Annotated in this window: 36 protein-coding genes; 32 read left to right on the top strand and 4 right to left on the bottom strand. The window is 28.8% G+C overall.

Annotation, left to right across the window (positions count from 1 at the left end):
* Window positions 1-52 precede the first annotated feature (52 nt).
* The 11 genes from bsdtb5_RS04290 to bsdtb5_RS04340 all read left to right on the top strand — a co-directional run bounded on the left by bsdtb5_RS04290 (window position 53) and on the right by bsdtb5_RS04340 (window position 9,140).
* Complete coding sequence (locus bsdtb5_RS04290) at window positions 53-949, top strand: hypothetical protein (protein WP_271714822.1); 897 nt, start codon at window positions 53-55, stop codon at window positions 947-949.
* Between the two features lie 127 nt (window positions 950-1,076).
* Window positions 1,077-1,868, top strand: coding sequence for a Shedu anti-phage system protein SduA domain-containing protein (locus bsdtb5_RS04295; RefSeq protein WP_271714823.1), 792 nt, complete (start codon window positions 1,077-1,079; stop codon window positions 1,866-1,868).
* A gap of 101 nt (window positions 1,869-1,969) precedes the next feature.
* The gene (locus bsdtb5_RS04300) at window positions 1,970-2,221 is read left to right on the top strand and encodes a CPCC family cysteine-rich protein (RefSeq protein ID WP_271714824.1); all 252 of its coding nucleotides are present in this window, start codon (window positions 1,970-1,972) and stop codon (window positions 2,219-2,221) included.
* 71 nt (window positions 2,222-2,292) lie between these two features.
* Window positions 2,293-2,580 carry a YciI family protein gene (locus bsdtb5_RS04305; protein ID WP_271714825.1) on the top strand — a complete coding sequence of 96 codons (288 nt, stop codon included), beginning with the start codon at window positions 2,293-2,295 and terminating at the stop codon, window positions 2,578-2,580.
* A 71-nt stretch (window positions 2,581-2,651) separates the two neighbouring features.
* The gene (locus tag bsdtb5_RS04310; protein WP_271714826.1) at window positions 2,652-3,785 is read left to right on the top strand and encodes a hypothetical protein; all 1,134 of its coding nucleotides are present in this window, start codon (window positions 2,652-2,654) and stop codon (window positions 3,783-3,785) included.
* 67 nt (window positions 3,786-3,852) lie between these two features.
* Window positions 3,853-4,599 (top strand): hypothetical protein, encoded by a 747-nt coding sequence (locus tag bsdtb5_RS04315; protein ID WP_271714827.1) that lies wholly within the window; start codon window positions 3,853-3,855, stop codon window positions 4,597-4,599.
* Between the two features lie 324 nt (window positions 4,600-4,923).
* Complete coding sequence (locus tag bsdtb5_RS04320; protein WP_271714828.1) at window positions 4,924-5,910, top strand: ABC-three component system protein; 987 nt, start codon at window positions 4,924-4,926, stop codon at window positions 5,908-5,910.
* Entirely contained in the window at window positions 5,894-6,121 is a 228-nt protein-coding gene (locus bsdtb5_RS04325; protein WP_271714829.1) for an ABC-three component system middle component 6, read from the top strand. Before bsdtb5_RS04320 ends, bsdtb5_RS04325 begins: the two co-directional genes overlap by 17 nt.
* Window positions 6,112-7,854 carry a DUF2326 domain-containing protein gene (locus bsdtb5_RS04330; protein ID WP_271714830.1) on the top strand — a complete coding sequence of 581 codons (1,743 nt, stop codon included), beginning with the start codon at window positions 6,112-6,114 and terminating at the stop codon, window positions 7,852-7,854. Before bsdtb5_RS04325 ends, bsdtb5_RS04330 begins: the two co-directional genes overlap by 10 nt.
* Before the next feature lie 310 nt (window positions 7,855-8,164).
* Entirely contained in the window at window positions 8,165-8,509 is a 345-nt protein-coding gene (locus tag bsdtb5_RS04335) for a transposase (RefSeq protein ID WP_271714831.1), read from the top strand.
* 460 nt (window positions 8,510-8,969) lie between these two features.
* Entirely contained in the window at window positions 8,970-9,140 is a 171-nt protein-coding gene (locus tag bsdtb5_RS04340) for a hypothetical protein (protein WP_271714832.1), read from the top strand.
* A gap of 68 nt (window positions 9,141-9,208) precedes the next feature.
* On the opposite strand, the gene bsdtb5_RS04345 is transcribed toward bsdtb5_RS04340, so the two are convergent.
* The 4 genes from bsdtb5_RS04345 to bsdtb5_RS04355 all read right to left on the bottom strand — a co-directional run bounded on the left by bsdtb5_RS04345 (window position 9,209) and on the right by bsdtb5_RS04355 (window position 11,241).
* The gene (locus tag bsdtb5_RS04345; protein ID WP_271714833.1) at window positions 9,209-9,781 is read right to left on the bottom strand and encodes a TlpA disulfide reductase family protein; all 573 of its coding nucleotides are present in this window, start codon (window positions 9,779-9,781) and stop codon (window positions 9,209-9,211) included.
* A gap of 36 nt (window positions 9,782-9,817) precedes the next feature.
* Window positions 9,818-10,141, bottom strand: coding sequence for an urease accessory protein UreH domain-containing protein (locus bsdtb5_RS21920; RefSeq protein WP_408628611.1), 324 nt, complete (start codon window positions 10,139-10,141; stop codon window positions 9,818-9,820).
* Window positions 10,138-10,515, bottom strand: coding sequence for an urease accessory protein UreH domain-containing protein (locus tag bsdtb5_RS04350; protein ID WP_271714834.1), 378 nt, complete (start codon window positions 10,513-10,515; stop codon window positions 10,138-10,140). The genes bsdtb5_RS21920 and bsdtb5_RS04350 overlap by 4 nt, the downstream gene beginning before the upstream one ends.
* Window positions 10,516-10,893: 378 nt before the next feature.
* The gene (locus bsdtb5_RS04355) at window positions 10,894-11,241 is read right to left on the bottom strand and encodes a four-helix bundle copper-binding protein (protein ID WP_271714835.1); all 348 of its coding nucleotides are present in this window, start codon (window positions 11,239-11,241) and stop codon (window positions 10,894-10,896) included.
* A gap of 313 nt (window positions 11,242-11,554) precedes the next feature.
* Between bsdtb5_RS04355 and bsdtb5_RS04360 the strand changes: the two genes are divergently transcribed.
* From bsdtb5_RS04360 to bsdtb5_RS04460, 21 genes are all read left to right on the top strand, one after another.
* Entirely contained in the window at window positions 11,555-12,661 is a 1,107-nt protein-coding gene (locus tag bsdtb5_RS04360) for a YVTN family beta-propeller repeat protein (RefSeq protein ID WP_271714836.1), read from the top strand.
* A gap of 26 nt (window positions 12,662-12,687) precedes the next feature.
* The gene (locus bsdtb5_RS04365; RefSeq protein ID WP_271714837.1) at window positions 12,688-13,851 is read left to right on the top strand and encodes a hypothetical protein; all 1,164 of its coding nucleotides are present in this window, start codon (window positions 12,688-12,690) and stop codon (window positions 13,849-13,851) included.
* Window positions 13,844-14,533, top strand: a complete 690-nt coding sequence (locus tag bsdtb5_RS04370; RefSeq protein ID WP_271714838.1) for a hypothetical protein — start codon at window positions 13,844-13,846, stop codon at window positions 14,531-14,533. The genes bsdtb5_RS04365 and bsdtb5_RS04370 overlap by 8 nt, the downstream gene beginning before the upstream one ends.
* A gap of 16 nt (window positions 14,534-14,549) precedes the next feature.
* Window positions 14,550-15,029, top strand: a complete 480-nt coding sequence (locus bsdtb5_RS04375) for a hypothetical protein (protein ID WP_271714839.1) — start codon at window positions 14,550-14,552, stop codon at window positions 15,027-15,029.
* Between the two features lie 27 nt (window positions 15,030-15,056).
* Entirely contained in the window at window positions 15,057-15,362 is a 306-nt protein-coding gene (locus bsdtb5_RS04380; RefSeq protein ID WP_271714840.1) for a hypothetical protein, read from the top strand.
* The gene (locus bsdtb5_RS04385; RefSeq protein WP_271714841.1) at window positions 15,355-15,717 is read left to right on the top strand and encodes a hypothetical protein; all 363 of its coding nucleotides are present in this window, start codon (window positions 15,355-15,357) and stop codon (window positions 15,715-15,717) included. Before bsdtb5_RS04380 ends, bsdtb5_RS04385 begins: the two co-directional genes overlap by 8 nt.
* Before the next feature lie 51 nt (window positions 15,718-15,768).
* The gene (locus tag bsdtb5_RS04390; RefSeq protein WP_271714842.1) at window positions 15,769-16,269 is read left to right on the top strand and encodes a hypothetical protein; all 501 of its coding nucleotides are present in this window, start codon (window positions 15,769-15,771) and stop codon (window positions 16,267-16,269) included.
* Between the two features lie 159 nt (window positions 16,270-16,428).
* Window positions 16,429-16,968, top strand: a complete 540-nt coding sequence (locus tag bsdtb5_RS04395; RefSeq protein ID WP_271714843.1) for a hypothetical protein — start codon at window positions 16,429-16,431, stop codon at window positions 16,966-16,968.
* An 89-nt stretch (window positions 16,969-17,057) separates the two neighbouring features.
* Window positions 17,058-17,612 carry a hypothetical protein gene (locus bsdtb5_RS04400; protein WP_271714844.1) on the top strand — a complete coding sequence of 185 codons (555 nt, stop codon included), beginning with the start codon at window positions 17,058-17,060 and terminating at the stop codon, window positions 17,610-17,612.
* 204 nt (window positions 17,613-17,816) lie between these two features.
* Complete coding sequence (locus bsdtb5_RS04405; protein WP_271714845.1) at window positions 17,817-18,521, top strand: cytochrome c biogenesis CcdA family protein; 705 nt, start codon at window positions 17,817-17,819, stop codon at window positions 18,519-18,521.
* 307 nt (window positions 18,522-18,828) lie between these two features.
* Complete coding sequence (locus bsdtb5_RS04410; RefSeq protein WP_271714846.1) at window positions 18,829-19,104, top strand: hypothetical protein; 276 nt, start codon at window positions 18,829-18,831, stop codon at window positions 19,102-19,104.
* A gap of 118 nt (window positions 19,105-19,222) precedes the next feature.
* Window positions 19,223-19,921 carry a 4Fe-4S binding protein gene (locus bsdtb5_RS04415; protein ID WP_271714847.1) on the top strand — a complete coding sequence of 233 codons (699 nt, stop codon included), beginning with the start codon at window positions 19,223-19,225 and terminating at the stop codon, window positions 19,919-19,921.
* Window positions 19,922-20,100: 179 nt separating this feature from the next.
* Window positions 20,101-20,433: a nitrous oxide-stimulated promoter family protein gene (locus bsdtb5_RS04420; RefSeq protein ID WP_271714848.1), complete on the top strand. Its 333-nt coding sequence runs from the start codon at window positions 20,101-20,103 to the stop codon at window positions 20,431-20,433.
* A gap of 282 nt (window positions 20,434-20,715) precedes the next feature.
* Window positions 20,716-21,795, top strand: a complete 1,080-nt coding sequence (locus bsdtb5_RS04425) for a hypothetical protein (protein ID WP_271714849.1) — start codon at window positions 20,716-20,718, stop codon at window positions 21,793-21,795.
* Window positions 21,796-21,809: 14 nt separating this feature from the next.
* A complete protein-coding gene (locus tag bsdtb5_RS04430) occupies window positions 21,810-22,499 on the top strand; it encodes a zinc ribbon domain-containing protein (RefSeq protein ID WP_271714850.1) in 690 nt (229 codons plus the stop codon).
* A gap of 2 nt (window positions 22,500-22,501) precedes the next feature.
* Entirely contained in the window at window positions 22,502-22,981 is a 480-nt protein-coding gene (locus bsdtb5_RS04435) for a cytochrome b/b6 domain-containing protein (RefSeq protein WP_271714851.1), read from the top strand.
* Window positions 22,982-22,994: 13 nt separating this feature from the next.
* Window positions 22,995-23,306, top strand: a complete 312-nt coding sequence (locus tag bsdtb5_RS04440) for a hypothetical protein (RefSeq protein ID WP_271714852.1) — start codon at window positions 22,995-22,997, stop codon at window positions 23,304-23,306.
* Complete coding sequence (locus bsdtb5_RS04445) at window positions 23,296-23,652, top strand: hypothetical protein (protein WP_271714853.1); 357 nt, start codon at window positions 23,296-23,298, stop codon at window positions 23,650-23,652. Before bsdtb5_RS04440 ends, bsdtb5_RS04445 begins: the two co-directional genes overlap by 11 nt.
* 8 nt (window positions 23,653-23,660) lie before the next feature.
* A complete protein-coding gene (locus tag bsdtb5_RS04450; RefSeq protein ID WP_271714854.1) occupies window positions 23,661-24,260 on the top strand; it encodes a hypothetical protein in 600 nt (199 codons plus the stop codon).
* Between the two features lie 152 nt (window positions 24,261-24,412).
* Window positions 24,413-24,730 (top strand): zinc ribbon domain-containing protein, encoded by a 318-nt coding sequence (locus tag bsdtb5_RS04455; protein ID WP_271714855.1) that lies wholly within the window; start codon window positions 24,413-24,415, stop codon window positions 24,728-24,730.
* Entirely contained in the window at window positions 24,711-25,034 is a 324-nt protein-coding gene (locus tag bsdtb5_RS04460) for a hypothetical protein (protein WP_271714856.1), read from the top strand. Before bsdtb5_RS04455 ends, bsdtb5_RS04460 begins: the two co-directional genes overlap by 20 nt.
* Window positions 25,035-25,215 lie beyond the last annotated feature (181 nt).

Raw genomic sequence — 25,215 nt, forward strand, 5'->3', positions numbered from 1 at the left:
GAATAATGCATAGTTCTACACTGCTAATACATAAGTATGAGCACAAAAATAAATGGATACAGTTGAAATTTTCAATATGTACGCTTCATATAAGGGGATAAAAATGTATATAGATACACATTCCTACGATACAATGCTTCAAGGAACATGTGATTGTTTCACAATTCCACCGTCTAATCTTTCAGAATTCTTTAGTCTAACAGCTCATAAATGTATCCAAGATAAATGCTGTAATGGGAATATCTTAGCTGCTGAAATCGATACATTCATTCAACAGCATACGACCAACCAGTATATTGATGAAATTTTGTTCTTTCATTTAGGACGTAGATTAAATATCAAAGATACATTAACGGGGAATAATTTGTTGGAGTTGTTGACGACAGTAACACCATTGTCTATTTTTTTGAGAGAGCACAATGTTGCATTTTCACAACGAAATGGACATTTAGAAATTTATGAAAATGGAATCCTGGTTTCTCTTGAGAATACTTATGAAAATGGAGTTTGCTATTTGAGAAGCAGACTCGGTTACAATATTGGACGAGAAGATTTTTGCTTTAATGGCTTTGCCTTTAAGGACTTAGTATATAAAAATACTTATGCTCACAGTCTTTATCATGGTCCAGAATTTATTACACAATTGTCTGCATTTTTAAAAAGGCCAGATATAGCACAAGATTATTTTGCCAATAGCACATATTATTGTTTTGAATATTGTGCTCCACTAGAATTTGTACTGTTTGATAATGCTGACAAGTTAAATCAAGATGAAAAGGTTCACTATTTTCTAACTCAATTAATTAACAGACTTTTTGAATACTTTAATACAAATCCTAAGTATATGTTTGATCACGACAATCTAGTTTTACGTCTTCTTGACAATGCCAATATGCCAATTGAATACTACTGTGGTCGGGAGATTATTACTACTGAAATGCTCAGATAAATGTTACTTCGAGCCAATTTAACTCAAGGTAATAATAAAATTATTACAATAATATGGAAATTTATTTGATTTTTTGATAAATTTATATTTTGTTAGAAACGGAAAGTATAATACTTGGAGGAAGAGAATGAAGTTACAAGATAGGAACTATGAATTGATACTAAATGACAAAGAACAAGAGGCATATGAATCGGAACTTACATATGAATTAAAAAAAGGTCTAAAGAATACTCGCAATTTTCCGCGATTTTCCCATCCAGATAAAGAAATAAGAAAATTTATCTGGCATAAAAGGTCTCTTTTCCCTAATAATTTCTTGTATTTGGGAGAATTTAAGGATTTGGATTTTGAGCTAGAAGCTATAGAATTTCAAAATGTAATATATACTGCAGAGAATGAGTTGAAAATTCAACAATATATTAAGCAAAATAGAAAGTGGTTTATACCAGGTTCAATATTCTTGGATTATAATTTTGGTCATCATGATGCATATCTCTTTCCAGAACAGCAATTGGGAAATGAGTATGCTGCTGATTATATGCTAGTAGGAAAGAATTCTGATGGTTATAGTATCGTCCTTGTCGAATTTGAAAAGGCGAACACAGAATATCTTATTAATACAGCTAATACAGAAAGTGAAAGTGTAAGAAAGGGATTGACACAAATACAAGATTGGAAAAGATGGATTGATGGTAATAGGGATTATTTCTTAAAAAACATAGGACTTTTTCAACAAGGGATAGATGTTCCAGTATACAGAATATATTATTATCTAGTTGTTAGCAGAAGAGATTTTATGAATCAAACGGCATTAGATGTTAGATGTCAAAGTATATATGAAAAAATAAACACTAAGATTGTGACATTTGATAGATTAGTTGATAATATAAAAAAATTAGGAGGAAGACCCGCCTGGTAGCTCAGTGACAAATTCAAATCTGTTAGTATTTGAGCTTTCCATTATATTTATTTCAGTAAAATGTAAAATAGGACTTATATTATTTATAAAGGAGTGGGGAGATGAAATACAGGTGTCCATGTTGTGGATATTATACTTTTGATGAAAAGCCAAACGGCTCCTATGATATTTGTGAAGTTTGTTTCTGGGAAGACGACCCGATTCAGTTTGACGACGAAACTTATGAAGGTGGTGCCAATCATGTTAGTTTATTGCAAGCAAAATGTAACTTTGTAGAGTATGGTGCTTGTGAGAGAACAATGCTTTCTTATGTAAGGAAGCCAAACAAGGACGAGTTGTCTGGAATTGATTAGATATACAAAATAAAGATAAAAGAAACTTGGAAAATTCTTTAGAAATGATTTTATAATTGGAGGAAAAGAAAATGTTTATAGTCAATTTAACGTATATTAAGCCATTAGAAGAAGTTGAAAAGTATTTAGCTGAGCATATTACTTTCTTAAATAAATATTATGGAAGAGGTAATTTTATTTGCTCAGGGCGAAAAAATCCTAGAACTGGTGGGGTTATTATATGCAATGCAAAAAATATGGAAGAGGTAAATGAAATCATTAGCGAAGATCCATTTTATGAAAATGGAATTGCAAATTATGATTTATTAGAATTTTACCCTACAAAGTATGCAGAAGATTTTAAGTCATTTATTGAGTGAATTTTTAATTGGTAGACTTAAAAATTTGATTACCTATAATTAGATAACTAATTTTACATTGGAGGAAAAAAATGAATAAAAAATACAAGAATGCTTTAGGAATAATAATTATAATGTCACTCATCGTAACTATTATTCCTTATAATATCGTTTCAGCAGAAGGATTAAATTATAATTTATCTAGTCAGTTAGAATTGAATAAGCAGGTTACAGGTGAATTAAAATCTATAGATGATATAAATTATTACAAGTTTACAACAACATCAAATGATTCATTTTATGAAATTGAATTGAGAAATTCAGAAGCTACGGATGGGGTCAATTTATATTTGTATTCAGAAAATGATAGTACAACTCAGTCATATTACTTAAGTGCTAGTAAAAGTGGAATTGACTCGAATGTTCAGAAGTTAGAACGTAATCATACCTACTATATAGTGGTTAAGAGTGATATATATTGCTCGTCAATTGGAAAATATAAAATAATGGTTAATGAAATTAAGGATGATGTACCAGACACTTACAAAGATAGTGTAAGTCTTCCTTTGAATAAAAAGAAAACATATACTTTAGATGCGGATGGTGATACGGATATTTTTAAATTTGAAACAACGAAGAATGATTCATTTTATAATATAGAACTTTCGAATTCAGAAGCTAATGATGAAATAAGAGTTGAGTTATATTATAGTGATGATCTAACTACAGAGTTAACTAGGATTTATGCTTCAAAGTCAATTTCAGCGTCAAAAGGGTTAAAATTAAGTAAAAAACATACATATTATCTTATTGTACAGAAAGATACGGACACTTCAGTAGAAGGAAAATATAAATTAAAAATTTCTGAAATAAAAGATGATGCCCCTGATTCGTTCAATAAATGTGTTAGTATACCATTGAATAAAAAAAAGACTTATAAATTAGATATGGACGGAGATATAGACTTTTTTAAATTTAAAACTTCAAAGAAGGGGACATATACACTAACATTAGCTAACAAGAGTGCAAATGATTTAATATCAACCCAAATATATAGTGAGAAGGATGTAACACAAGTATTAGGAGATATGTATGTATTTACTACTTCAAAAAGTAGTAAAACATTTAAATTAAAGGCAAATCATACTTACTATATGTCTGTTTCCGAATTTTCAGAATATGATAATGTTAGAGGGGCATATTCTATAACAATAAACAATAAGTAGTTTTAGAATAATAATAAAATTAAAGTTGGAATATCGAGCATAATATTATAATTATAAGGAGAAGAAAATGATTAATTATATATATAAAACTCTTACGATATTAATAGGATTTACTTTATTTTTAATTAGTGGCTTCAATTTAATTACAGCTAATAAGACTGAAACTATATTTTATAATGCTAAGAAGCGTGTGCTATCAAATATATTGAGTGCATTAGTCATGGTTTTGAGTGAAGTGTGTTTTATTTACAACGTTCCACTTATAAACAATATTAAGATAGATTTAAATAGTTATAAAGTGGTGTTATTATTAATGGTAGTATTATTTTTTATATTAATAGTTTCAATATTTGTTATACTAAGCATTCAAAATATGAAAAAAGTGAGACTAAATAAAATACTAAATAGAATAACTCGATTTTTTTATGATAAAAGTATACAAGCACTTATTATGTTAATTTTCTATTTATTTGGATCAGTAATAATGATTGTTTTATGGAATATTAATGGTAGAGATTATATGAAAAATCTTCATTATCTTATATTTGCAGTAGGATATTCATGCGCAACTGTTTATGTGATGATGATTTATGTAGAAGGCTATAGAAAAATATTTAGGAATGTATGTTGGATAGAATATAAAGAGTATAATAGTATTAAAAGCAAAAAGTATTACATATTATATGCATCAGATGATGATTATGTTGTATGTGGACAGAATCATCGATATGAAGATAATGTAGAGTTTAAATTTATAAAAATAAATGAAATAAAAGATAATTATATAATTCATTTTGAAAAGATAACTGAATAGTTATAGTACAGAAAGTAGTAATTTATAAAGAGTAAAAATAGTTGTTACATAGAGTATTTAAAAAGTTACATAAAAAGCGCTATTCAAAATAAATTGAATTATAAACTTGACATTTTTAGAAAACTGTGATTGTAAAACTAGATTTTAAGTGTTACAATATTTTTACATTGAATTTTAATTAATAATATGATATAATACAGGACTTTCGGGTAAATAATTGTATTTTAATGTTGACAGAATTTTTATAATCTGTAAAGGAATAGAGGAAATAAAAATTATTAATTTGTGATATTTAACAAGTATACATAGGAGAGGAATGACATAGTGAAAAGAGTAGAATTTACGAATTACATAAATGAAAGATTTGCGGTGTTACAGGTAAGAGTTAATTCAAGGGGAAAGCTAAATATTCTTGATCTTCACATTCACTCTGAAAATTTTTATATGTATTTATTGAATAAAGTATATGGTTGGAATTTGAAAAATGCCAATCAAGAGAATCAAAACGTTGAGGCTATAGATTTAATTGATGAAACGAATAAAATTGTTATTCAAGTCTCTGCGACTTCTACAAAGCAAAAGATAGAAAATACACTAAATAAAAAAAGCTTTGAGGATTATAAAAAACAAGGATATTGCTTTAAATTTGTATCAATATCTAAACCCGCAGATGACTTGAGAAAAATGGTTTATAAAAATCCATTTAATATTGTTTTTAACCCAATAAATGATATTTTGGATGTGGCTTCAATAGAAAGTTATATCTCTAATATGGATATAGCAGATATGGAGAACGTTTATACTTTTATTAAGGATGAATTAGGTACGATACCAGATGTAATTAAATTTGATTCAGACTTGACGTCAATAATCATAATTCTATCAAGATTAGATTTATCAAATAATGAACAGATAAATAATATAAATAGTTTTGAAATTGATAAGAAAATTACATTTAATAATTTAGATGTAGCAGCATTAATTATTGAAGATTATAAACTGTATCATAATAATTTAGAAAAAAAGTATAAAGAGTTTGATAAACTCGGTCTAAATAAGAGCATGGCTGTTTTACAAGCAATGAGAAAAATATATATTGATGCTGTTGCAAAAAAGAAATATGAAAATGACGATCAGTTATTTCTGGGTATTATTGATGAAGTAAAAGAAATAATAATAAATAGTAGCAACTACCAAAAAATTGCGATTGAAGAATTAGATGTGTGTGTAAGTATTTTAGTAGTGGATGCATTTATTCGCTGTAAAATATTTAAGAACCCGGAGGGATACAATTATGTTATTACCAGATAATATACAACCAGAATTATGTATATATTATAATGGAGCATTAGTGTTAGAAGAGCTTCAAAATAATTCTGTGCAGTTAATTATTGATTTGTATCAAAGTGTAAAGGAAAAGCATGATATGAGTTTTTCTATCTTTACACTATCTTTGGATTGGTTATATTTAATAGATGTTGCAAAATTTAACGAGAAAGGGGAAATTGAATTATGTTCATAAAGACTTTGAAAATTACAAGTGATAATACTGTAATTAGGGAACTTCAGTTTCACAAAGGAATGAATCTTATTATAGATAATACCCCTTTACTTGACAGTAAACCCAATATGGAATTGAAGACTGGAAATAATGTTGGTAAGACGACGGTATTAAAACTTATAGATTATTGCTTTGGAGCAAGTGCAAAAGGTATATATGCGGACTTAGAGGGTGGAAAACAGACTTATGACGTTGTAAAAGATTTTTTGATTGACAATAAAGTCTTAATTACTTTAATATTAAAGCGTGATTTGGATGATGAAAAATCAGAAGAAATAGTTATTACAAGAAACTTTTTAGCAAGAAATAGGATAGTAAGAACTATTAATGGAAAAGGATATAAAGAAGATGAATTTGAAGTTAAACTTCGCGAGCTTATATATCCAGATTTGGAAGATGGTAAGCCAAGTCTGAGACAAATTCTTTCTCATAGTATTAGGTATACTGATGGAAGTATTAGTAATACTTTAAAAACACTGGATAGGTTTACTTCTGATGCGGAGTATGAAACATTATTTTTATATTTGTTTGGTTGCAAGTTTGAGAATGGCGAAGAAAAACAAAGTATTCTTTTAAAAATTCGACAAGAAACATCATATAAAGATAGGCTTGAAAAGCAACAAACTAAAAATGCATATGAAGCAGCATTAGCTATTATAGATAGAGAAATAGAAAAACTTAATGAAAAAAAAGGATTTCTAAATATAAATGAAAATTACGAAGATGATTTGGCAAAGTTAAATCAAATTAAATATGAAATTACAAAGGTTAGTGCACAAATAGGTAATTATGAAATCCGAAAGAGTTTAATTATAGAAATACAAGAAGAAATGAGTTCTGATACATCTCACATTGATATACAACAATTACGTCAAATCTATATGCAAGCTAGTACTCAGTTGGAGAAGATGCATAAGACTTTTGAAGAACTAGTAGAATACCATAACAAGATGATAATTGAGAAGGTTAAGTTTATTTCGAAAGATTTACCGGATTTAGAGAATAAAATAAAAGAAGAAAATATTAGACTAAGTCAATTACTAGAAGATGAAAAAAAATATTCTGCAATTGTTGCGAAGAGCGATTCATTCGCGGAATATGAAAAACTAATGGCTGAGATTAATGAAAAGTACCGTAAAAAGGGTGAATATGAAAGTGTTATTAGTCAGTTAGATGAAGTGGATAATAATCTGAAAGAATTTAATAGTCAATTACAAAAGATTGATGGAAAGATTTTTTCAGAGGATTATGAAAAGGTAGTTAAAAATCAAATTAACAAGTTTAATCAATATTTTTCAGCGATTTCCCAAGAATTATATGGAGAAACCTATGCTATAAAGTATGAAATTGAAGTCAATAAAAAAAAGCAACAGTTGTATAAATTTTCTGCATTTAATGCAAATATGAGTTCTGGGAAAAAGCAAGGGGAAATCTTATGTTTTGATATTGCTTATGTACAGTTTGCAGATAATGAAAATATACCATGTGTTCACTTCCTACTGAATGATAAGAAAGAATTAATGCACGATAACCAACTGGTAAAAGTAACAAACTATATTAAAGATAAAAATATACAGTTTGTTGCATCAATACTTAAAGATAAATTGCCAGAGAAGTTAAAGAAAGCAGAATATTACATTGTGGAACTATCTCAAGATGATAAATTATTTAGGATTGAAAATGGAAAATTATAATACTTGATGATGTGGCAACCGTAATAAGGTTGCCATATTGTTATAGCCCTTCTCACAGTATCACCGTAAACGGTAGACAGGTGGTTTACCGTTTACATTATTGATATGCGACAGTTTCTCTGAATAAGAAAATAGGCTGAATTAGTAGAATATGAGCGTAAATACTTTTAATAGAAAAAAGTAGGAGGCTTAATTTGAAAAAAGGTATTTATTTAAAAGATTACATTCATGGATTGATTTCATTAACCGAATATGACAACAAGAGGATGTAACGCTCTTTCGTGGTGAAATTGAACTCCTTAATAAAAACATGGAGATACTTTTAGAACAGTTAAAGGTTTCCAATCAAGTAAGGTTTGGAAGTTCTTCTGAAAAGATTGAGGTAGAGATTCCAGAGCAATTTCACTTCTGTTTCAATGAAGCAGAAGTTACCATTGCTACTGCAGAAGAAATAGCAGAGCCAATTATCGAGCAAGTTGTATCTGGACATACACGTCGTATTAAGCCACAAAGTAAACGTGATGTAAATCTAAAAGGAATACCTATTTGTGTAGAGGAACATGTTCTTTCAGACGAGGAGTTACAGGAACTCTTTGATGGTAGTTATCACAGACTCACTGATAAAGTCTATAAAAACTTGATTTTCACCCTGTAACCTTCGAGGTAGTAGAACTCCTAGAAGAGATTACTAAAAACATGGAAAAAAATACATAGTTTCTAGAAGAACTGCTTCCATGGTATTCAAATCTACCAGAAGAATGTAAAAAACATAATGCTTAGAAATTAGCCATCATGAGGTGGCTTAAATTTTATAGGTAGACATGTGGTTTACCGTTTACGCATAAAATTTTATTAGAGGGAAGATTAAAGGTTGAAGTAGTAACACTCAATAAAATGCAATATGAATAGTCAGGATGTTTAATTCCAAGTTGCAGAGCCACTCTAACTTCTTCATTATATAAAAAAATAAGTTAATTATTAAAGACAATTTGAGGTTTGAGAATGATTTAAATTAATCTGGTAGTCATTTTACTTCTTTATATAATCTACATATAAAATTCATATAATCAAATAGTAACAATATTATATATTTTTTATAAGGAGGATAAAAACATATGGGAATCAATGGATTATCAACAATATCAAATATGCCACAAAATTGTGGCATGGCAGGTATGCATGGCAATGAAGGAAATAAAATTGAGAAAGTTCAAGTAAGTCAACCTGAACAGATAAAAAAAATATCTGACGGGGTAAGAGGTCAAAAAATCGATTTAGAAGTATAAGGAAAAGTTTTGTAGTATATTAATAGGACCTGAATCATAAAGGTGATTCAGGTCCTTAAAAACATCCATTATTCATGAAGAAGCAATTTAATATTTAATTCCATATCAACTCCGGACATAGCACCTACTTTTTTTGAAACGATTTGGCCATCCTTATTGATGAAAATCGATACTGGTATAGCAGTTATATTATATTGTGTAGCAACACTTTGATCGGAGTCTAGTAATACATTAAAGTTGTATTTATTTTGAGTAATAAAATTCTTTACAGTGTCTCTGTCTTCACCCAAATTAATGGCTAAAACAACAAAATCTTTATTCTTGTATTTCTGATATACTTTTTCAATATCAGGCATTTCTTCTCGGCAAGGAGGACACCAGGTTGCAAAGAAGTTCAGATATACATTCTTACCTTTATAATCACTTAACTTTACATCGTTACCATTTAAATCCTTAAGAGTAAAATCTATTTCATTTTCAAATTTAGAAGCTTTGATAGCTGAGTTATCATTTGATATTTGCTGGTCACTTTGATTTGAAGTTGCGGCAGCGGATGAATTTTTATTATATTTGTTTGTTACTATAAAGGAAATTGAGACTAATATAATACTAGTAACACAAATTATTAATAATTTTTTCATTTGAATCTCCATTCATAATTATTTTGTTATGTTTAATCAGTTGAGCCAATAAATAAATGTATCAATAATACCTAATAAAATTAATATTGTTCCACCTGATATTCTGATAACTTTTTGTAATTTTCTGATTTGTTTCGTATCTATAGTTTTATTTTGTTTATTAAAGTATAGTAATATAACAATTGATAAAAGTGGGATTAATGTTCCAATAGCGAAAACTGATGGAAAGATGATGCCTAATGATGATTTCATGCTAAGTGGAATAACCAATCCGAAAAAGAGCCAAAATAGAGTAGGGCAGAATGATAATGCAAAGATGGCTCCCAATAGAAACGATGGATGAATCTGAGGAAATTTCAAGATGAGTTTTTCTGATTTTTTATAACATTGCTACCAATGGAACCTTTCAGATTAATTACACCAATAATGCATAAACCAATAAGAATTACTAAAATGCCCATGAACTTTCTAACTACACTGAATAGAGGGATTGAAACATTTTGTAGCTTTATATGGAATACAGTTATTAATAACCCATAAAGTAAGAAAATTGCTATTTTTCCTATTGAGTACAATGTCATATTTTTAATCAGATCTTTTCTTACTGAACCTTCCTTAGCCATATACCCGATAGCCCCTAAGTTAGTAGTAATCTGGCATGGAGCCGTAGATCCTAATATACCTAATAAAAATACTTCGAGAATAGGTATATTTATGGATTTTGATAAATACATAATAGGATCATCGATTATGTTATATATATATCCTAGGAATTCATAAAACCTCAAAATATATTCTTGTATAGAATCACCTCCCTCATATAAAGTATAGGGAAGGTTTGTGAAGAACTTATGGATTTTTAAAGAATAATGACAAGGAAGCTACAGGGATAAATACTATTTAATGGAATGTCATAGAATAACTTGCAACTAATCAAATTCTTCAAAATATTTTTCAGATGAGAGATAAGAATCATAACAGGAAATGCCACTTTAATTAGTTTATATTTTTCTTGTTATAAATAAAAACCTCCAAACTAAGTTTGAAGGTTTTTATTTATAACAGTAAATTATTGTAGAAAAATAAAAATAGACAGTGTTTTTTATATACGTTTACATACTAGCCATTTTTCTGCATTCATCAGCACAATCTTGACAAGCTTGTGCGCATGTTTTGCAATGTTCATCATCAAACATGTTACATTCTTTAGCACAACTATCACAGATTTTAGCACATAGTGAACAATGTTCGCTTGAATATTGACCCTTCATAGCCATCGTTGAAACTGACATTTGGCACATCATAGCACATTCTACCAACATGCTAATACAGTTCTTTCTAGCATTTAAATCAGTCTCATTTAAGCAAGCATGAAAGCATTCATAACAAGCTTGGGCACATTTGTTACAAGCATCTATACAAGATTGGTGCTTACCTGTTTCCATAGTGAATAATCCCATATTAAACCTCCTAGAATAATTTAATTTTTTAAACAACAAATTTATTATGTTTAATAATATAAGAAAATATACAAAATATTTATAACAATAGTTTCCAGGTTTCTGTTTTAGCATTTGCGTAAAGTAATCTTTGGGGTACAAATTAAACTAAGAAAAATTATATATGTTAGTGTGCTGATATTTGTACCAAAGCATGAATAATATTTGTTTTATTTACAATAATATCATTAGAAAGTAATGTTAAGGTTGGTATATTATACATTAAAAATATTACTTTTAAACTATTTATTACATTATTATTCAGGAGGCATATATGAAAAAAAGTCTTAGTATTTCAGCTATCATTTTCTTTACATTATTTCTTTGGTCATGCGCACCGAAAACAAATAATACTACCACAACACAACCAGCTACTAATAGTCCAACAATGGCACCGGAACAAAACGGTAATAATCAGAATTCATCTGAAAATATGGGAAACACGACGAATATGGCTCAATACTTTATTTATACAGCTAATGAAAATGATTCGACCGTTTCAATTGTTGATATGAAATCTATGAAGACAATAAAAAATGTTAGTGTTGGTTCAAAGCCACACAATGTTCAGGTTACCCCAGATGGTAAATATGTATATGTTGTAGAAAGTGGAAATAACTCAGTCACTGCCATTGATACAAGCACCTATTCTGTTGCAAATACCATCAAAGTCGGAATGAATCCAAGTCATGTTATATTCTCATCTGATTCAAAGACAGCTTATGTAGCTGTTTCTGAAATGAAGGAGATAGATTCAGGTGATATGAATGGAATGAAAAAAAATGGTAATGTATATGTTATAGATCTTGCAAAGGGTGATATAGTTACAAAAATTAAAGTAGGTTATATGCCACATGGACTCCGAATGACTCCAGATAATAAATATATCTATGTTGCTAATAATGATTCAAATAATGTATCGGTTATTGATGTTTCAACCAATAAAGTAATTAAAACGATTGATGTTGGAAAGAAACCAGTACAAGTTGCTCCTACTCAAGACGGCAAGTATGTTTTTGTAACTTTGAATGAAGAAAATAGTGTCGCTGTTATTGATGCAACCTCCATGGATGTAATAAAGACTATTCCTGTAGGTAAAAGTCCAATTCAAGACTTTGCTACCTCTGATAATAAGTATGTATATATTGCTGATAAAGGTTCAAATAATGTAAGTGTCATTGATAATTCCTCAATGTCTGTTATTAACTATATTCCAGCTGAGCAGGGAACGCATGGTGTAGTTATTTCAAAAGATGGAAAAAATGTTTTTGTTACAAACACCGATTCAAATAGTATATCAGTGATCGATACATCATCTAATAAGGTGATTGGTACAATATCAGTTGGTAAGGGTCCTAATGGAATAACTATTGTAGAGTAAATCACATATGAAAAGGAGGCAGACAAGTGAAATTTTTTAAAGGTTTAGTTGTTTTTTTATTAGTTGTAATTATTGCTGGAGGAACAGTATTTTTGGCATACAGTTTATATTTTGGTAAGATGATGTCAGGAAACAGTATGAACATGGCTTCGGATAATACTAAAAATACAACTACAAATAATAGTGATAAAGATAAAGATAGTATGAATATGTCAAATGATATGAATATATCAGATAGTTCATCAGATAACATGAATCAGACTACATCTGTACCAAACCCACAAGATGCCAAAAATAGGGAAAAATTAAACAAAGCAATTAATTTAATTAATAAAGCTATGGATCAGATTACTATAGATCCTTATTCCAATGCCACAGTAGCATACAATTCTAATATGCAAATGAATAGCAATATGACTTCGCAAGGAACGGGTACTATAAATATTTATCCGAGTGAAAACAGCTCTGTAAATATCACTCCTAAGGATTCAACTAAGATTACAACTGATACACAATCTACAATGACTGGTATGAATATGGGAGGGAGTAAACAGAACACCCAGAATATGCAGGACACAAAGTACGTTTATGATCAAGTAAAACTGCAACAACTCCATAACGGTATTTATACGATGGCACAAGGAATGTTAGCAATTGATCAATTAAATAACAGTTTATTGGATCAATCAATGACATTAGAACAACAGCCATTATCTTATCAAACCTATGTTTTACGATACAATAATAGTTTAAAGAATGAAACAGATTTAGAAAATATAATGAACTTACTTGATAGTGCATCAGTCTTGATTAATGTTAATCCTTATGCCTCGGATAGTGGATACGAAATTGATAAAGACAGTATGAAAAAGTTAAATGAAGGTGTATATAAATTAGCGCAGGGAATGGCTATCCTAGAAAGTTTGAAGACAGATTTCATTAGTCAGATGTCTTCTGCCTCAATGAGTGCTCAAAATCTTGCTTATGGTACTGGAATGGCGAATATGAGCGGAGTGAGTGGAAGTGGCTCTGGTTTATTTGGAAATATAAGCATAAATATGATATTAAATTTCGTTTTGGTTATCCTTGTTATAGGTTTTATAATAGGAATTATTGGGACTATTTTAAAACTTTTTAGAAATAAACCTCAAGGTGGATATCCAGATAGAGAGGAGAATCATAATGAATAAAGATCCGGTAATAAGAAGCTTTATCATCATATTATTAGGAATCATTCTATTTCAAATGGCTTTTAATTTAATTACTGGAGGAACCGGTATGCAAGATATGAATTCATCTAATATGATTGTGAATACAACTTCCTCTCTCGATAATTTAGTAACTGGACTAATGGTTTTACTCATTAAGATATTGATTATCATTCTTCTTGTAGCAATTATAATAGCTGTTTTTATGTGGTTGAAGAAAAATTATTTTAACAATGTGGATCTGTCAAAGTATATGAAGCAAAATCCACAAATGAAACAGATCCTAAGTATTACAGGTGCGATAGTTGGTTTGTTTCTTCTGATTTACGTATCAAACTATGTGATCAATCCAACCCCTGGATATTCCGCTAACGTAGTTACATCGAATATCTCATCAGTAAGCAATGTAGGTGGTTTTAGTGGAAGTTTGGGAATTACTGGTGTTATTACATTTTTAGTTAAGATATTAATTTATGTTTTTATTATTAGTCTCATCATTAGTTTGCTGGCATTTTTAAAGAAACAATTAAATGAAAGTGGCTTTCATATATCTAAAATAATAAATAGTGCTACAGAACATGATGTTCGTAATCAAGCTATTAAGAATGAAGAAAAGGTAACAGGGAATGAGAAAAATAAACCTGAGCCTAATATTAATGAATAAGGGCGGAAGTTTTAAAATGAATGTTAAATTTGATTTTGTTATACACTGGATTTGGACAATTATTTTTACCTTACTTGCTTTAAGCGGACTTACAATGGTGGGGTCAAGGTTTAGTTGGATTATGAATAATGATATTGCTTCTGCTGATATTATACATCGCGTATTAGCAGCAATATTTGTAGTTTTAACATTAATAACTATAATTCACGAGATGATACGCGGTTGTAAGAATAATGATAAAAAACAAGCTTGGATGATAATCGGGAAAAGTGGTTATCAGGTATTTACTTTTATTACTACATTAATATTTATAATTACAGGTATTATTATATGGGTATGTATGGATACTAATATGGCTGCTGTAGCATTCGCGCTTTATGTACATGAAAAATTAACTTATATTGTAGTTGGTAGCTTAATATGGCATATCTATGTGAAATGTCATGCACTTATATGGCCTAAAAAAACAGCAGCTCCCACGCAAATTAAAAAATAGGTTTGTTTAAAGGCAGGAATAATCATTATGATGCAGAAGAAATGGTTCAAATTATTTATCTGGTTTATATCAACGGCGTTGTTTTTTGCTGCCGCTGGTATCATAATTGCTACTTATGGCCCGAATCCATCAGAACAGCAGTCTATGTCATACATGTCTGGCATGATGAAGGCTATGGAGAATTCTCTAATGGGTCTCTCAATGACGATTGAAGGAGATACTGAATTAAAGCAAATTTTAATTAAAGCATCCTCTATCACAAGTATATTAATAGTTGCAAGTATTATTGCAGGCTTTTATGTTCGAGGATATAGGAGGAAAAAGAATGGCTAAAAAGAAGATGCCATTTATTAAATTATCTATTGTATTTATTATAATTATTATGACTTCATTATTTTATTCATGGGGTTATAGTAAGAATAACCAGGAATCAACAATGATGAGTAAAAGTATGGGAGATATGATGGGAGAAAACCATTTGAAAAATATTACAATCAGAGATCTGCTTGTACAAGAAAAGAAAAGTAATATTGATCAATCTAAGAATAGTACAGCAAGTCATCATGATTCTGGAAAAGGTTTATTAAAGTTAATTCATAATATTACAACAATTACTATTGTAGCTTTAATACCATTTATCATAGCAGGAACTATTTTTTTAGTGATTATTTGGTTTGATAAATCTTAATTCAAAATTTCTATGGATATATAATATGTTATTAATAAGGAGTTAATAAAGATGAGCTTTTTAGGTAATATCGGTGTGCTATATATGTTATTTTTAATAATTTTATTAATTATTGGATTTGGAATGATTGCAAAAGGGTTTTTGAATTATTTATTAAATGTACAATCTAGTAATGCTGGTAAAAGTAAAGGGGCAGTGAAAACCCAAAATATAAGTTGGCTAAAGATATCTATATATTCTCTTTTTGGTATTATTATATCCCTTGTAATATTATCATTTGTTTCTCCAAATGGTTTTGGTGCGAATATAGTTCCTATTAAAAATTCGGCATCTTTATCTGGAATGTCTTCACAAGGAACATCAACGACATATCAATTGTCTGGTATGAATTATACGAATAAAAAAGTAGGCACAAATACAGTTACCAATAATTATCAATTACAACGACAATTAACAGATATGCAAGATCAAATGAATCAATTGCAACTAATGATGCAAAATATGAGTAATAATCAATCATCCAAAGCATCAGTGAAAAGTAAGAGTAACTAATGGATATATCATTCGGATAAACTTCCATTTACTACCATATGTGGGAAGATATCTTTTATCGGTATTGTATTAAATAAGTTAAGAAGGGTAAATATATAATATAGAATCAATATCAATGTAGTTCTTTCTTTATGTGAAATTAAATGAGGGAGGTGTAATATGGATGATATGAATACCCAAAATATGATGAATTATTCTTCGTATGACGGATTTTTAACTGGATTATTAGGTTTATTAATTAAGTTTCTTTTTATTGTTATAATTATTTCTATTATTATTGGCGTTGCTATTTGGATAAAGAATAATTTTTTTAAGAATACAAATTTATCACAATTTATAAATCAAAATCCTATCATGAAAGCTATATTCGGAATTGCAGCTGCATTATTAATTTTATTTCTATTATTATTCTTCTTCAGTTATCTGATAGGAAGTAATAGTAGTATGGTAGGGTATGGTAATGTTAGTACTATATTTAATTTTACTGGAATTATTACATTTCTATTTAAAATATTAATTCTATTTTTTATTATTACTTTAGTTGTAAGTCTTATAGCTTATATGATAAATCTGTTTGGAATTAATGATTTTCATTTATTTCAAGCTATGAATAATAGTACATCAGAATCAACTTCGCAAGATCATAACAATTTTACCAATATACCAAAAGCTACTGACGAACAGGAAATATTTAAATAAATAAAATTAAAAATATAAAATTAAAGAACAAACATTGGATATTTGAATCTTTATATAAATAATTACTATTCGTTAGAAAGGGGCAAAATATGCAAAATAATGGATGGCTGAAATTGTCATTATTTTCTATAGTGGGTATTATCGTTTCTACTTTCATATTATCTTTTATCTCTTCAACTAATATATCAAGAACTTATGGTTATAGTTACAGTAATGGTCATAATGGAAGTTCTATGAATATGGGTTCTTCTAATAATATGACTGGAATGGCAGGAATGAATAATTCAGGTAATTCTAGTGGTATGGGTGGTATGATGAGTATGGGGAATATGAGTGGATCATCTGGGATGAGCAGCATGTCCGGAATGAGTGGTATGTCTGGTATGAGCGGAATGAGTAACATGAATAATACTTCTAATATGAATGGAATGGGTAGCATGAATAATAATGGTGCTATGAATGGAATGAGCAATATGAGTACTTCTGGTAGTATGAACGGATCTAGTTATGAATATATTCAAATACAACAGCAATTAAGTCAGATGCAAATGCAATTAAATCAAATTCAGCAGATGATTGGAAATCCAAGCAGTATGCCATCCGGTTCCTCAGGTTCAGGTGGTTCTGGAATGGGTATGATGTAACTTTTAAAAATATTAGTAGATTTATTAACACAGATTTTATATTGGATATTTTATAAAATAACAGTAGAATCAATAAACATGGTTTTGGTTGATTCTACTGTTATTTTTTACAAATTAACAACTAACGATAATCCATTAAAACTACATGCAATTATTCTATACTATAATAAAATATAAAAACAATGAACAGGAGGTTAATTAATTGTGAAGGATATATCGATACTTTTGGCTTTTTCTGCAGGCTTATTATCGTTTTTATCACCTTGTGTTTTACCAATGATTCCTGCATATATTAGTTATTTAACAGGTACATCAATAAAAGAGCTTAAAGAGGAAAGACCAAAACTATTAACATTATATAAGGCGATAGGATTTATCCTAGGTTTCTCAATTATATTTATTTTAATGGGAGCATCTGTGACCTCACTTGGGAGATTATTAACTACCAATAAAGATATGTTTCGAAAGGTTGGAGGAGTTCTAATTGTATTATTTGGTGTCCATACAATGGGTTTTGTAAAATTTACTTTTCTATATCGTGAAAAAAGATTTCTAAAAGTAGAAAAGATACATGGTACTTTAAGTTCCACTTTACTAGGTATGGCCTTTGCTGCTGGATGGACTCCGTGTATTGGGCCAATTTTATCTTCTATATTAATTTATGCAACAAGTACCGATTCCATAGGAAAAGGTGTAATGCTTTTAGGAATGTATTCACTTGGACTTGCCGTTCCTTTTCTTTTGACGGCTATGGCATTAGGGACAATAAGTAATTACCTTAAGCAAATATCAAAATACTATCATTTAATATCAATCATAAGCGGAATTCTATTAATTACAATGGGAATACTTGTTTTTACAAATAAAATAGCAATATTGAGCCAATATGCTAGTTTTATAAGTTTTTGATTATGTAACAGTTAGCGTATTTAAGTAGTTTATCAGTTTCTTTGATATGTCAAAACTTATCTTTAAGGCCATTAATATGGATAACTGACTTGAATATTAGTATTGTAGAGAAATAAAGTTATCCTGGTTACTGGATGTAAACCATATGAGCAAATAATTCTTAAATATATTCTAAGTAAAATGCAAGGTAAAAGTATCCATCTATTATATATTAGATATAAAATAAAATTTACATCTACATATTTTCTTCATATCTTTTAATTATTATATATTTAAAATTCAAATTATTATTGGAGGTATAATTTATATGAATTTTAATAAAGAAAATAAAGAACAACGTAGAATGCATATACACAATCCTATAAATCATCTTATTCACATGATATTGTGTTGTGGCTTACCTATTTTAATCGTATTTTCATTACCATTGATAAGTAGATATAGCCCAGCTTTATCCGGTTTGTTAGGAATAATAGCACCGTTTATCTGTCCAATTATGATGGGTGGGATGATGATTATGATGTTTAGGAAAAAGGATATGAAATGTTGCAAAAACACGAAAGATGATAATTCTGAGTTGTAAAATGAAGTATAAATTCGTAATTACACTTATCTTTAAATATTAAGTAAAACAGAAAATATGTAAATAATGTATTGCAATAATAATGGAATGATGTAGTCATATGATAAAGGGGCTGTAAATGAGAAAATTATTAAATTGGTGGAAAAAATATTCATATATAGTAATGATAATTATTATGTTAATAGGCTTAATTTATCCTAAAATAATGTTAATATTTATTATATGCATGTTAGGCCCTTCCTTAACAGGAGTGTTTACTAGAAGATATTGGTGTGGAAATATATGTCCAATTGGAAACTTTTTTGATCATGTAACCATAAAAATAAGTAATTATAAAAAAGCTCCTAAATTTTTAAAATCAAAGATAATTCGAATACTTTTTACAATACTGATGATGTCTATGTTTGTGTTTGAAATGATTAATGCTTTTGGTAATCCTATCATGACAGGAATGATTTTTTACGAGATGATTTTAGAGGCTATTATTATAGGGACGTTTCTAACAGTCATCTATCATCATAGAACATGGTGTCATTTTTGTCCAATGGGAAGTACCGGAGCAGTAGTAACTTATTTAAGTAGTAATAAAAATTTTGTATTACATGTAACGAATAAATGTAATTCTTGTAAGCAATGTGAAAGAAAATGTCCAATGGGACTTAGTCCATATGAGTATAGAGGAAAAAGACTTAGTTCTTATGACTGCATCCAATGTGGAAGCTGCAAAGCAAAATGTCATACAAATGCAATTTGTTATAATAACAATAGTACTGCAAAAGCTAAGGAAGTTTTTGCAATTAAAGAGAAGAGTGAGTAAAAGACTCACAAAATATTATAATCATTATATAACTTATTAGAATATGTCTATAATAATTGTTATAGTAGAATTAGTTAAGTATTCAAATTAATTTGCTGATAATATTTATTAACAAAGAGAATTACATTAGAAGAATGAGGTATTGGATGATATAAAATTTTTTGATTAGGATGTGATTTGTGTCAGAAGTTAGTAAGAAACAGAAAAAAGAATTGAATATAATAAGAAGGATGATAGAGTTATATTGTCATGGACATAAGCATTCTGAAAAAGGTTTATGCAAAGATTGTCTTGTTTTATTAGAATATGCAAATCAACGTATTCTTTCTTGTCCTATATCTATTAGCAAAACATATTGCAGTAGCTGTAAGATACATTGTTATAAAACTGAAATGCGTGATAGGATTCGAACTGTAATGAAATACTCTGGTCCAAGAATGATGGTACACAACCCAATATTAACATTAGAACACGCGATAGTTACAATAAAAACGAAGTGTAGTAAAAAGTAGAAATAAGAACATATACTTTTTACTACACTTCATTCGTTTCTTTACTGTTTAGTAATCTAAACTAGTCATGCAGTTATATGGATTTAAATTAATTAATAAAAGGTATTCATTTTTTAAAAGTCTATGTTACTGGATAAAAAGAATAAGATTGTTATTATTAAATTTATCAAATATTTCTTCTAAATGGTTTAAAAAGTTTTATAATCATCAGTTTTCTTTATAAAATCTACATAACAAAACGATATTATAAGGTTACAAAATAAATTAGCAAGGAGGTTTCATATGAAGAAAAAAGGTGGAATTTTAAGTGGATTCATAGTTTTCCTATTAGTAATTGTTATTTTTGGAGGAGTTGGTTTCCTGGGATATAACATCATATTTAAAGGAAAAATGAATATGAATATGATCACTAATACTACCACAGATAGTACTGACAGTACAAATAATACAGATTCAACAAATTCTAACACAATGAATATGCCAAATCAAAATGGAAATATGGAGGTTACAGAAGATAATAACAAAACTTATATAGAAGATCAAATTAGCCAGTTATCTAAGAACAAACAGTTGCTTAACAAAGCTATTGATACAATTGAAGCATCAATTAAGCAAATGCCCATAGATTCGTATCAAAAAGATTCAAATCAGCAAAGTAAGACAAAAGATATAAATGATAAAAAAGCTTTAGATTCTTCTACATCAAATTCAACAACAGTTAATATTTATGCAGGGGATGCAATACAACAAAATCAATCAAATTCTGGACAAACTTATGATTCAGATAAGATGCAAAGCCTTCATAACGGAATTTACAAAGCTTCACTAGGTACACAACTTTTAAATCAAGTTGCAGAAAATATTGATAAACAGATTGATCAAGCAAGTATAAATAATGCTAGTAAAACTGAATATTATATAACTCAATATAATGCGACTTTACAAAGCAAAAATCTATTATCAGAAGCTCAAAACTATATAAATAGTGCAATTGAGTTATTAAATATTAATCCATTTGTAGATGCCAATGGATTAGCTAATGATTATCAAGATATGAATGATGTACATGATAGTCTAAGTAATTATGCAGAGGCGGTAGTAGAGCTTGGCCAATTAAATACTGACTTAATTAATCAAACCGTTCAACTAGCTAATTTAGCACAAGATGCTAATAGCCAATCGCAAATGACGTCTGTGAACATGAGTAGTGGGTTATTAAGTAATATTAATATTAGTACAATCTTTATTATAATTTTAATCATTTGTGCTGTAATCTTTGTAATAAGTTTATTCGCAAGTGTTTTAAAAATGTTTAAATCAAGTAAACCTGCCATGGATGAAAGTGGTAATTATTATGACTGAAAGGAGTGAATAAGATGTGGGAAAATATAAAAAAATATCCCCTTTTAAAAACAATAGTTGTTTCTATCTTAGGGGTTCTGGCATTTGGTTTAGCATTTAACATTATGTTTGGATCAGGAAGCAGTAGGGAAGAAGGAACTATGATGGAAAGTGGTTATTCTCTATCAGATACATTAGAAATCATCATAGGATTATTAATACAATTTGTAATTGTAGCTATTCTAATTGGGATTATATACTGGATAGTACAGACAATACGAAAAAATATCGGTAATCAACAAGATAATAAAAATAGCATTTTACTGAAAGATCCGATTATAAAAAATACATTATTGATAAGTGGTTCTATTGTTGTATTAATTATTCTATTTTGGATTGGAAAAAGTGTTTTTTATAATAGTTACAACACTTTTATGATGAGTAATTATTATCCAGCATTTAGTATTGTTTCCATTGTAATTTTCTTTATCAAGTTTTTTGTTTTACTACTATTTATTGGTTTAGGAATTAGTATGATAATGTATATCAAGAATTTTTCTTATAGTGAAACGAGAAAAAAAGACGAAGGCTATAATATGAATGAAAAAACAACTCTTGAGTGTACTGATTGTCACTCTTCATTGAAACTAGAATGGAAATATTGTCCTAATTGCGGAAGTGATACAACAAGTAATGAAAACAATCCATCAGGTTATGGAGTCTAGTAATGAAAAATTTACGATTTGATTTTGTAATACATTGGATTTACGCGATTATATGGGCGTTATTAGCGATTAGTGGCTTTTCTTTAATTAGTGCAAAATTTGGATGGATGATTGGCTTTGATTTTAAAATGGCTGATATGATACATCGAATTAATGCAGCGTTATTCGTCTTAATCACTTTTATATCAATAATTTATGAAGTGATAAGAAAAATTAAAAATGATGATAAAACAAAGCCTTGGTTTATCATCGGTCGTAGTGGTTACCAATTATTTAATTTTATAGTTAGTTTACTTCTAATTGTAAGTGGCGCTTTAATATGGATTTGTATGGAATTTAATTTTAAAGCTCTTGCATTAGCATTAACGGTTCATGAGTATATATCTTATGTAGCATTAGGCAGCGTTATATGGCATATTTACAAAAAAACTCACATATTAGCCTGGCCCAAAAAAAAAGCAGTAAATATAAATAATAAATAAAGGGGTGAGAAATATGGTGCAAAAGCCTTGGTTTAAAATTTTCATATGGTTCCTTGCAACTTTTTTCTTCTTCCTTGCCTCGGGTGTAATTATTTCTTTACTGAAACCTGGACCATCTGAAAGTGAAGTGATGCAATATATGAGTGGAATGATGGGTGCAATGGAAAGTTCAATCATGGGTGTAATGATGGGTATGGAAAGTAATCAATTGCTTCAGAATTTTTTCTTACTAACACTGATTCTGTTTCCAATAATAGTAATATTTAGTTTGATTATTGGATTTGTCTTACGGAGAAAGAATAGTGAGGTGAAAAATGATCAATAAAAAGAACCTTAATTATTGGAGATTATTTTTTATTTTTTCAGCATTTACTATTATTACATTATTAGCTTTATGGGTATCTCCAGTTGGAAAGGCTACTATGATGAATAAAAGTATGAGTAGTATGGCTATCGGTATGCATTTGGAGAACTCCACAGTATATGATTTATTACAAAAAGAGGAATCTATAAATTCTGATCAAAATATAACTAAAGAAACTAGTAACCAAGTAAATGAAGATAGTTCTGAAACTAAAACGTTAGGAATTATTACAACTGTTATTATTTTTGGATTACTTCCTCTTATATTAGGTGGATCTATTATTTTAGCAATTGTATGGATAAAGTAGGTGATAAAGTGGATATATTAGGGTCAATTGGCCAATTATATACGTTTGTATTATTAGTATTACTAATTTTGGGAAGTGGACTAGCTATATGGGCAAGTATTAGTTTTATATTCAAGAAAAAAGATAGTGTTAAGGAAGTTATCGATTTAAAATCGAAACTAAAAAAGAAGTGTGAAAACGGAGGTTTTAATATGAAGAATAACAATTTTATTAAGTTAGCAGTATTTTCATTCATGGGTATTCTTGTGAGTGTAGCAATACTAAGTATTTTACCAAGCATGAGTAGTAACAAAATGAATAGTACCATGTACACAAATGGAACGATGGCCACTCAAAACAGTATGAACATGCAAGGCATGACAGGTACATCTATGCAAAATTCTATGGGCACACAAGCGTCAATGAATTCACAATCATCTGATTTGAGCACAATTCAACAACAACTTTATAATATGCAACAGCAGATCTATAATTTACAAAATCAATTAAATAACTCAAGTATGAACAATAATAGCAGTATGAATAGTAATAGCAATAGCAGTATGAATAGTAATAGTAATAGTAATAGTAATAGTAGTAGCAGTAGTATGAGCATGCCTATGATGTAAAAAGTAATTAATTTTGGCTTTCGTTGAATGGGGTGATTGTAAAATTAAATATGTAATAAGTATTTCTACATAATTGTGTTGTAGGAAGTAAGATTACAATATTACAAAAACAGTATCTATATGATTCAAAACTTTTAAAAGGAGGTATACACATGTATATGAATGGTTATGTCGGAAATGGTCTTGGAACTATATCAATGTTACTAGTATTCTTAATTAAATTCTTTGTTGTTGCATTTATCATTTCTTTGTTAGTTGCGTTGTTTATAGTGGCAAAGAATTATATCTTTACTGCAGAGGATTTGTCTACAATAAAAAATTCTTTTAAGTTAAATAGCAAAGAGAAAAAAACATGTTTTTCTTGTGGTAAAAATTTGAAGGATGAATGGAATGTTTGCCCATATTGTGGAGTAGAATCTAATATTGACGTTATTGAAAAGGAGGAAGCATATGAAAAATCCATGGTTTAAATTAGCAACAGTATCATTTGGAGGCTTATTAGTAAGTTTTGCATTACTTTGGGGTATACAACAATTTAGCAATTATCAATACTATAATAGTTATGGTAACAGTGCAATGATAAGCACAAATATGAGTGGAAATGTTAATATGAGTACTGGAATGAATATGAATGGAAATATGAGTGGTAATATGAATTCTAGTTCCAATATGCAAAGTTCTAGTAGCATGGGAATGATGGATGATGATAATATGAGCTCAGGTCAGAGTGGAAACAGTCAGAGTGGAATGAGTATGATGGGTATGGGAATGTAATCTTCACAATACTTATTTTAATAAAGTAATCAGGTTGCTATTTAAGAATATAGGCAACTAGCGAAGTATACAACGAACATTTGCTAGTTGTCTATTATATTTATATAACGATTTATTTTTTACATATAATCTTTTTATTGTGATATCAATATAGTTTTACCATAATATGTGTATGAGAGCG

This window comes from Anaeromicropila herbilytica (assembly GCF_016591975.1).
GTDB classification, from domain to species: Bacteria; Bacillota; Clostridia; order Lachnospirales; family Lachnospiraceae; genus Anaeromicropila; species Anaeromicropila herbilytica.

Coding starts and splice junctions, on each gene's coding strand:
- bsdtb5_RS04290 (WP_271714822.1), top strand. CDS start 53: ATGGATACAGTTGAAATTTTCAATATGTACGCTTCATATAAGGGGATA.
- bsdtb5_RS04295 (WP_271714823.1), top strand. CDS start 1,077: ATGAAGTTACAAGATAGGAACTATGAATTGATACTAAATGACAAAGAA.
- bsdtb5_RS04300 (WP_271714824.1), top strand. CDS start 1,970: ATGAAATACAGGTGTCCATGTTGTGGATATTATACTTTTGATGAAAAG.
- bsdtb5_RS04305 (WP_271714825.1), top strand. CDS start 2,293: ATGTTTATAGTCAATTTAACGTATATTAAGCCATTAGAAGAAGTTGAA.
- bsdtb5_RS04310 (WP_271714826.1), top strand. CDS start 2,652: ATGAATAAAAAATACAAGAATGCTTTAGGAATAATAATTATAATGTCA.
- bsdtb5_RS04315 (WP_271714827.1), top strand. CDS start 3,853: ATGATTAATTATATATATAAAACTCTTACGATATTAATAGGATTTACT.
- bsdtb5_RS04325 (WP_271714829.1), top strand. CDS start 5,894: ATGTTATTACCAGATAATATACAACCAGAATTATGTATATATTATAAT.
- bsdtb5_RS04330 (WP_271714830.1), top strand. CDS start 6,112: ATGTTCATAAAGACTTTGAAAATTACAAGTGATAATACTGTAATTAGG.
- bsdtb5_RS04335 (WP_271714831.1), top strand. CDS start 8,165: ATGGAGATACTTTTAGAACAGTTAAAGGTTTCCAATCAAGTAAGGTTT.
- bsdtb5_RS04340 (WP_271714832.1), top strand. CDS start 8,970: ATGGGAATCAATGGATTATCAACAATATCAAATATGCCACAAAATTGT.
- bsdtb5_RS04345 (WP_271714833.1), bottom strand. CDS start 9,781: ATGAAAAAATTATTAATAATTTGTGTTACTAGTATTATATTAGTCTCA.
- bsdtb5_RS04350 (WP_271714834.1), bottom strand. CDS start 10,515: ATGTATTTATCAAAATCCATAAATATACCTATTCTCGAAGTATTTTTA.
- bsdtb5_RS04355 (WP_271714835.1), bottom strand. CDS start 11,241: ATGGGATTATTCACTATGGAAACAGGTAAGCACCAATCTTGTATAGAT.
- bsdtb5_RS04360 (WP_271714836.1), top strand. CDS start 11,555: ATGAAAAAAAGTCTTAGTATTTCAGCTATCATTTTCTTTACATTATTT.
- bsdtb5_RS04370 (WP_271714838.1), top strand. CDS start 13,844: ATGAATAAAGATCCGGTAATAAGAAGCTTTATCATCATATTATTAGGA.
- bsdtb5_RS04375 (WP_271714839.1), top strand. CDS start 14,550: ATGAATGTTAAATTTGATTTTGTTATACACTGGATTTGGACAATTATT.
- bsdtb5_RS04380 (WP_271714840.1), top strand. CDS start 15,057: ATGATGCAGAAGAAATGGTTCAAATTATTTATCTGGTTTATATCAACG.
- bsdtb5_RS04385 (WP_271714841.1), top strand. CDS start 15,355: ATGGCTAAAAAGAAGATGCCATTTATTAAATTATCTATTGTATTTATT.
- bsdtb5_RS04390 (WP_271714842.1), top strand. CDS start 15,769: ATGAGCTTTTTAGGTAATATCGGTGTGCTATATATGTTATTTTTAATA.
- bsdtb5_RS04395 (WP_271714843.1), top strand. CDS start 16,429: ATGGATGATATGAATACCCAAAATATGATGAATTATTCTTCGTATGAC.
- bsdtb5_RS04400 (WP_271714844.1), top strand. CDS start 17,058: ATGCAAAATAATGGATGGCTGAAATTGTCATTATTTTCTATAGTGGGT.
- bsdtb5_RS04410 (WP_271714846.1), top strand. CDS start 18,829: ATGAATTTTAATAAAGAAAATAAAGAACAACGTAGAATGCATATACAC.
- bsdtb5_RS04415 (WP_271714847.1), top strand. CDS start 19,223: ATGAGAAAATTATTAAATTGGTGGAAAAAATATTCATATATAGTAATG.
- bsdtb5_RS04425 (WP_271714849.1), top strand. CDS start 20,716: ATGAAGAAAAAAGGTGGAATTTTAAGTGGATTCATAGTTTTCCTATTA.
- bsdtb5_RS04430 (WP_271714850.1), top strand. CDS start 21,810: ATGTGGGAAAATATAAAAAAATATCCCCTTTTAAAAACAATAGTTGTT.
- bsdtb5_RS04435 (WP_271714851.1), top strand. CDS start 22,502: ATGAAAAATTTACGATTTGATTTTGTAATACATTGGATTTACGCGATT.
- bsdtb5_RS04440 (WP_271714852.1), top strand. CDS start 22,995: ATGGTGCAAAAGCCTTGGTTTAAAATTTTCATATGGTTCCTTGCAACT.
- bsdtb5_RS04445 (WP_271714853.1), top strand. CDS start 23,296: ATGATCAATAAAAAGAACCTTAATTATTGGAGATTATTTTTTATTTTT.
- bsdtb5_RS04455 (WP_271714855.1), top strand. CDS start 24,413: ATGTATATGAATGGTTATGTCGGAAATGGTCTTGGAACTATATCAATG.
- bsdtb5_RS04460 (WP_271714856.1), top strand. CDS start 24,711: ATGAAAAATCCATGGTTTAAATTAGCAACAGTATCATTTGGAGGCTTA.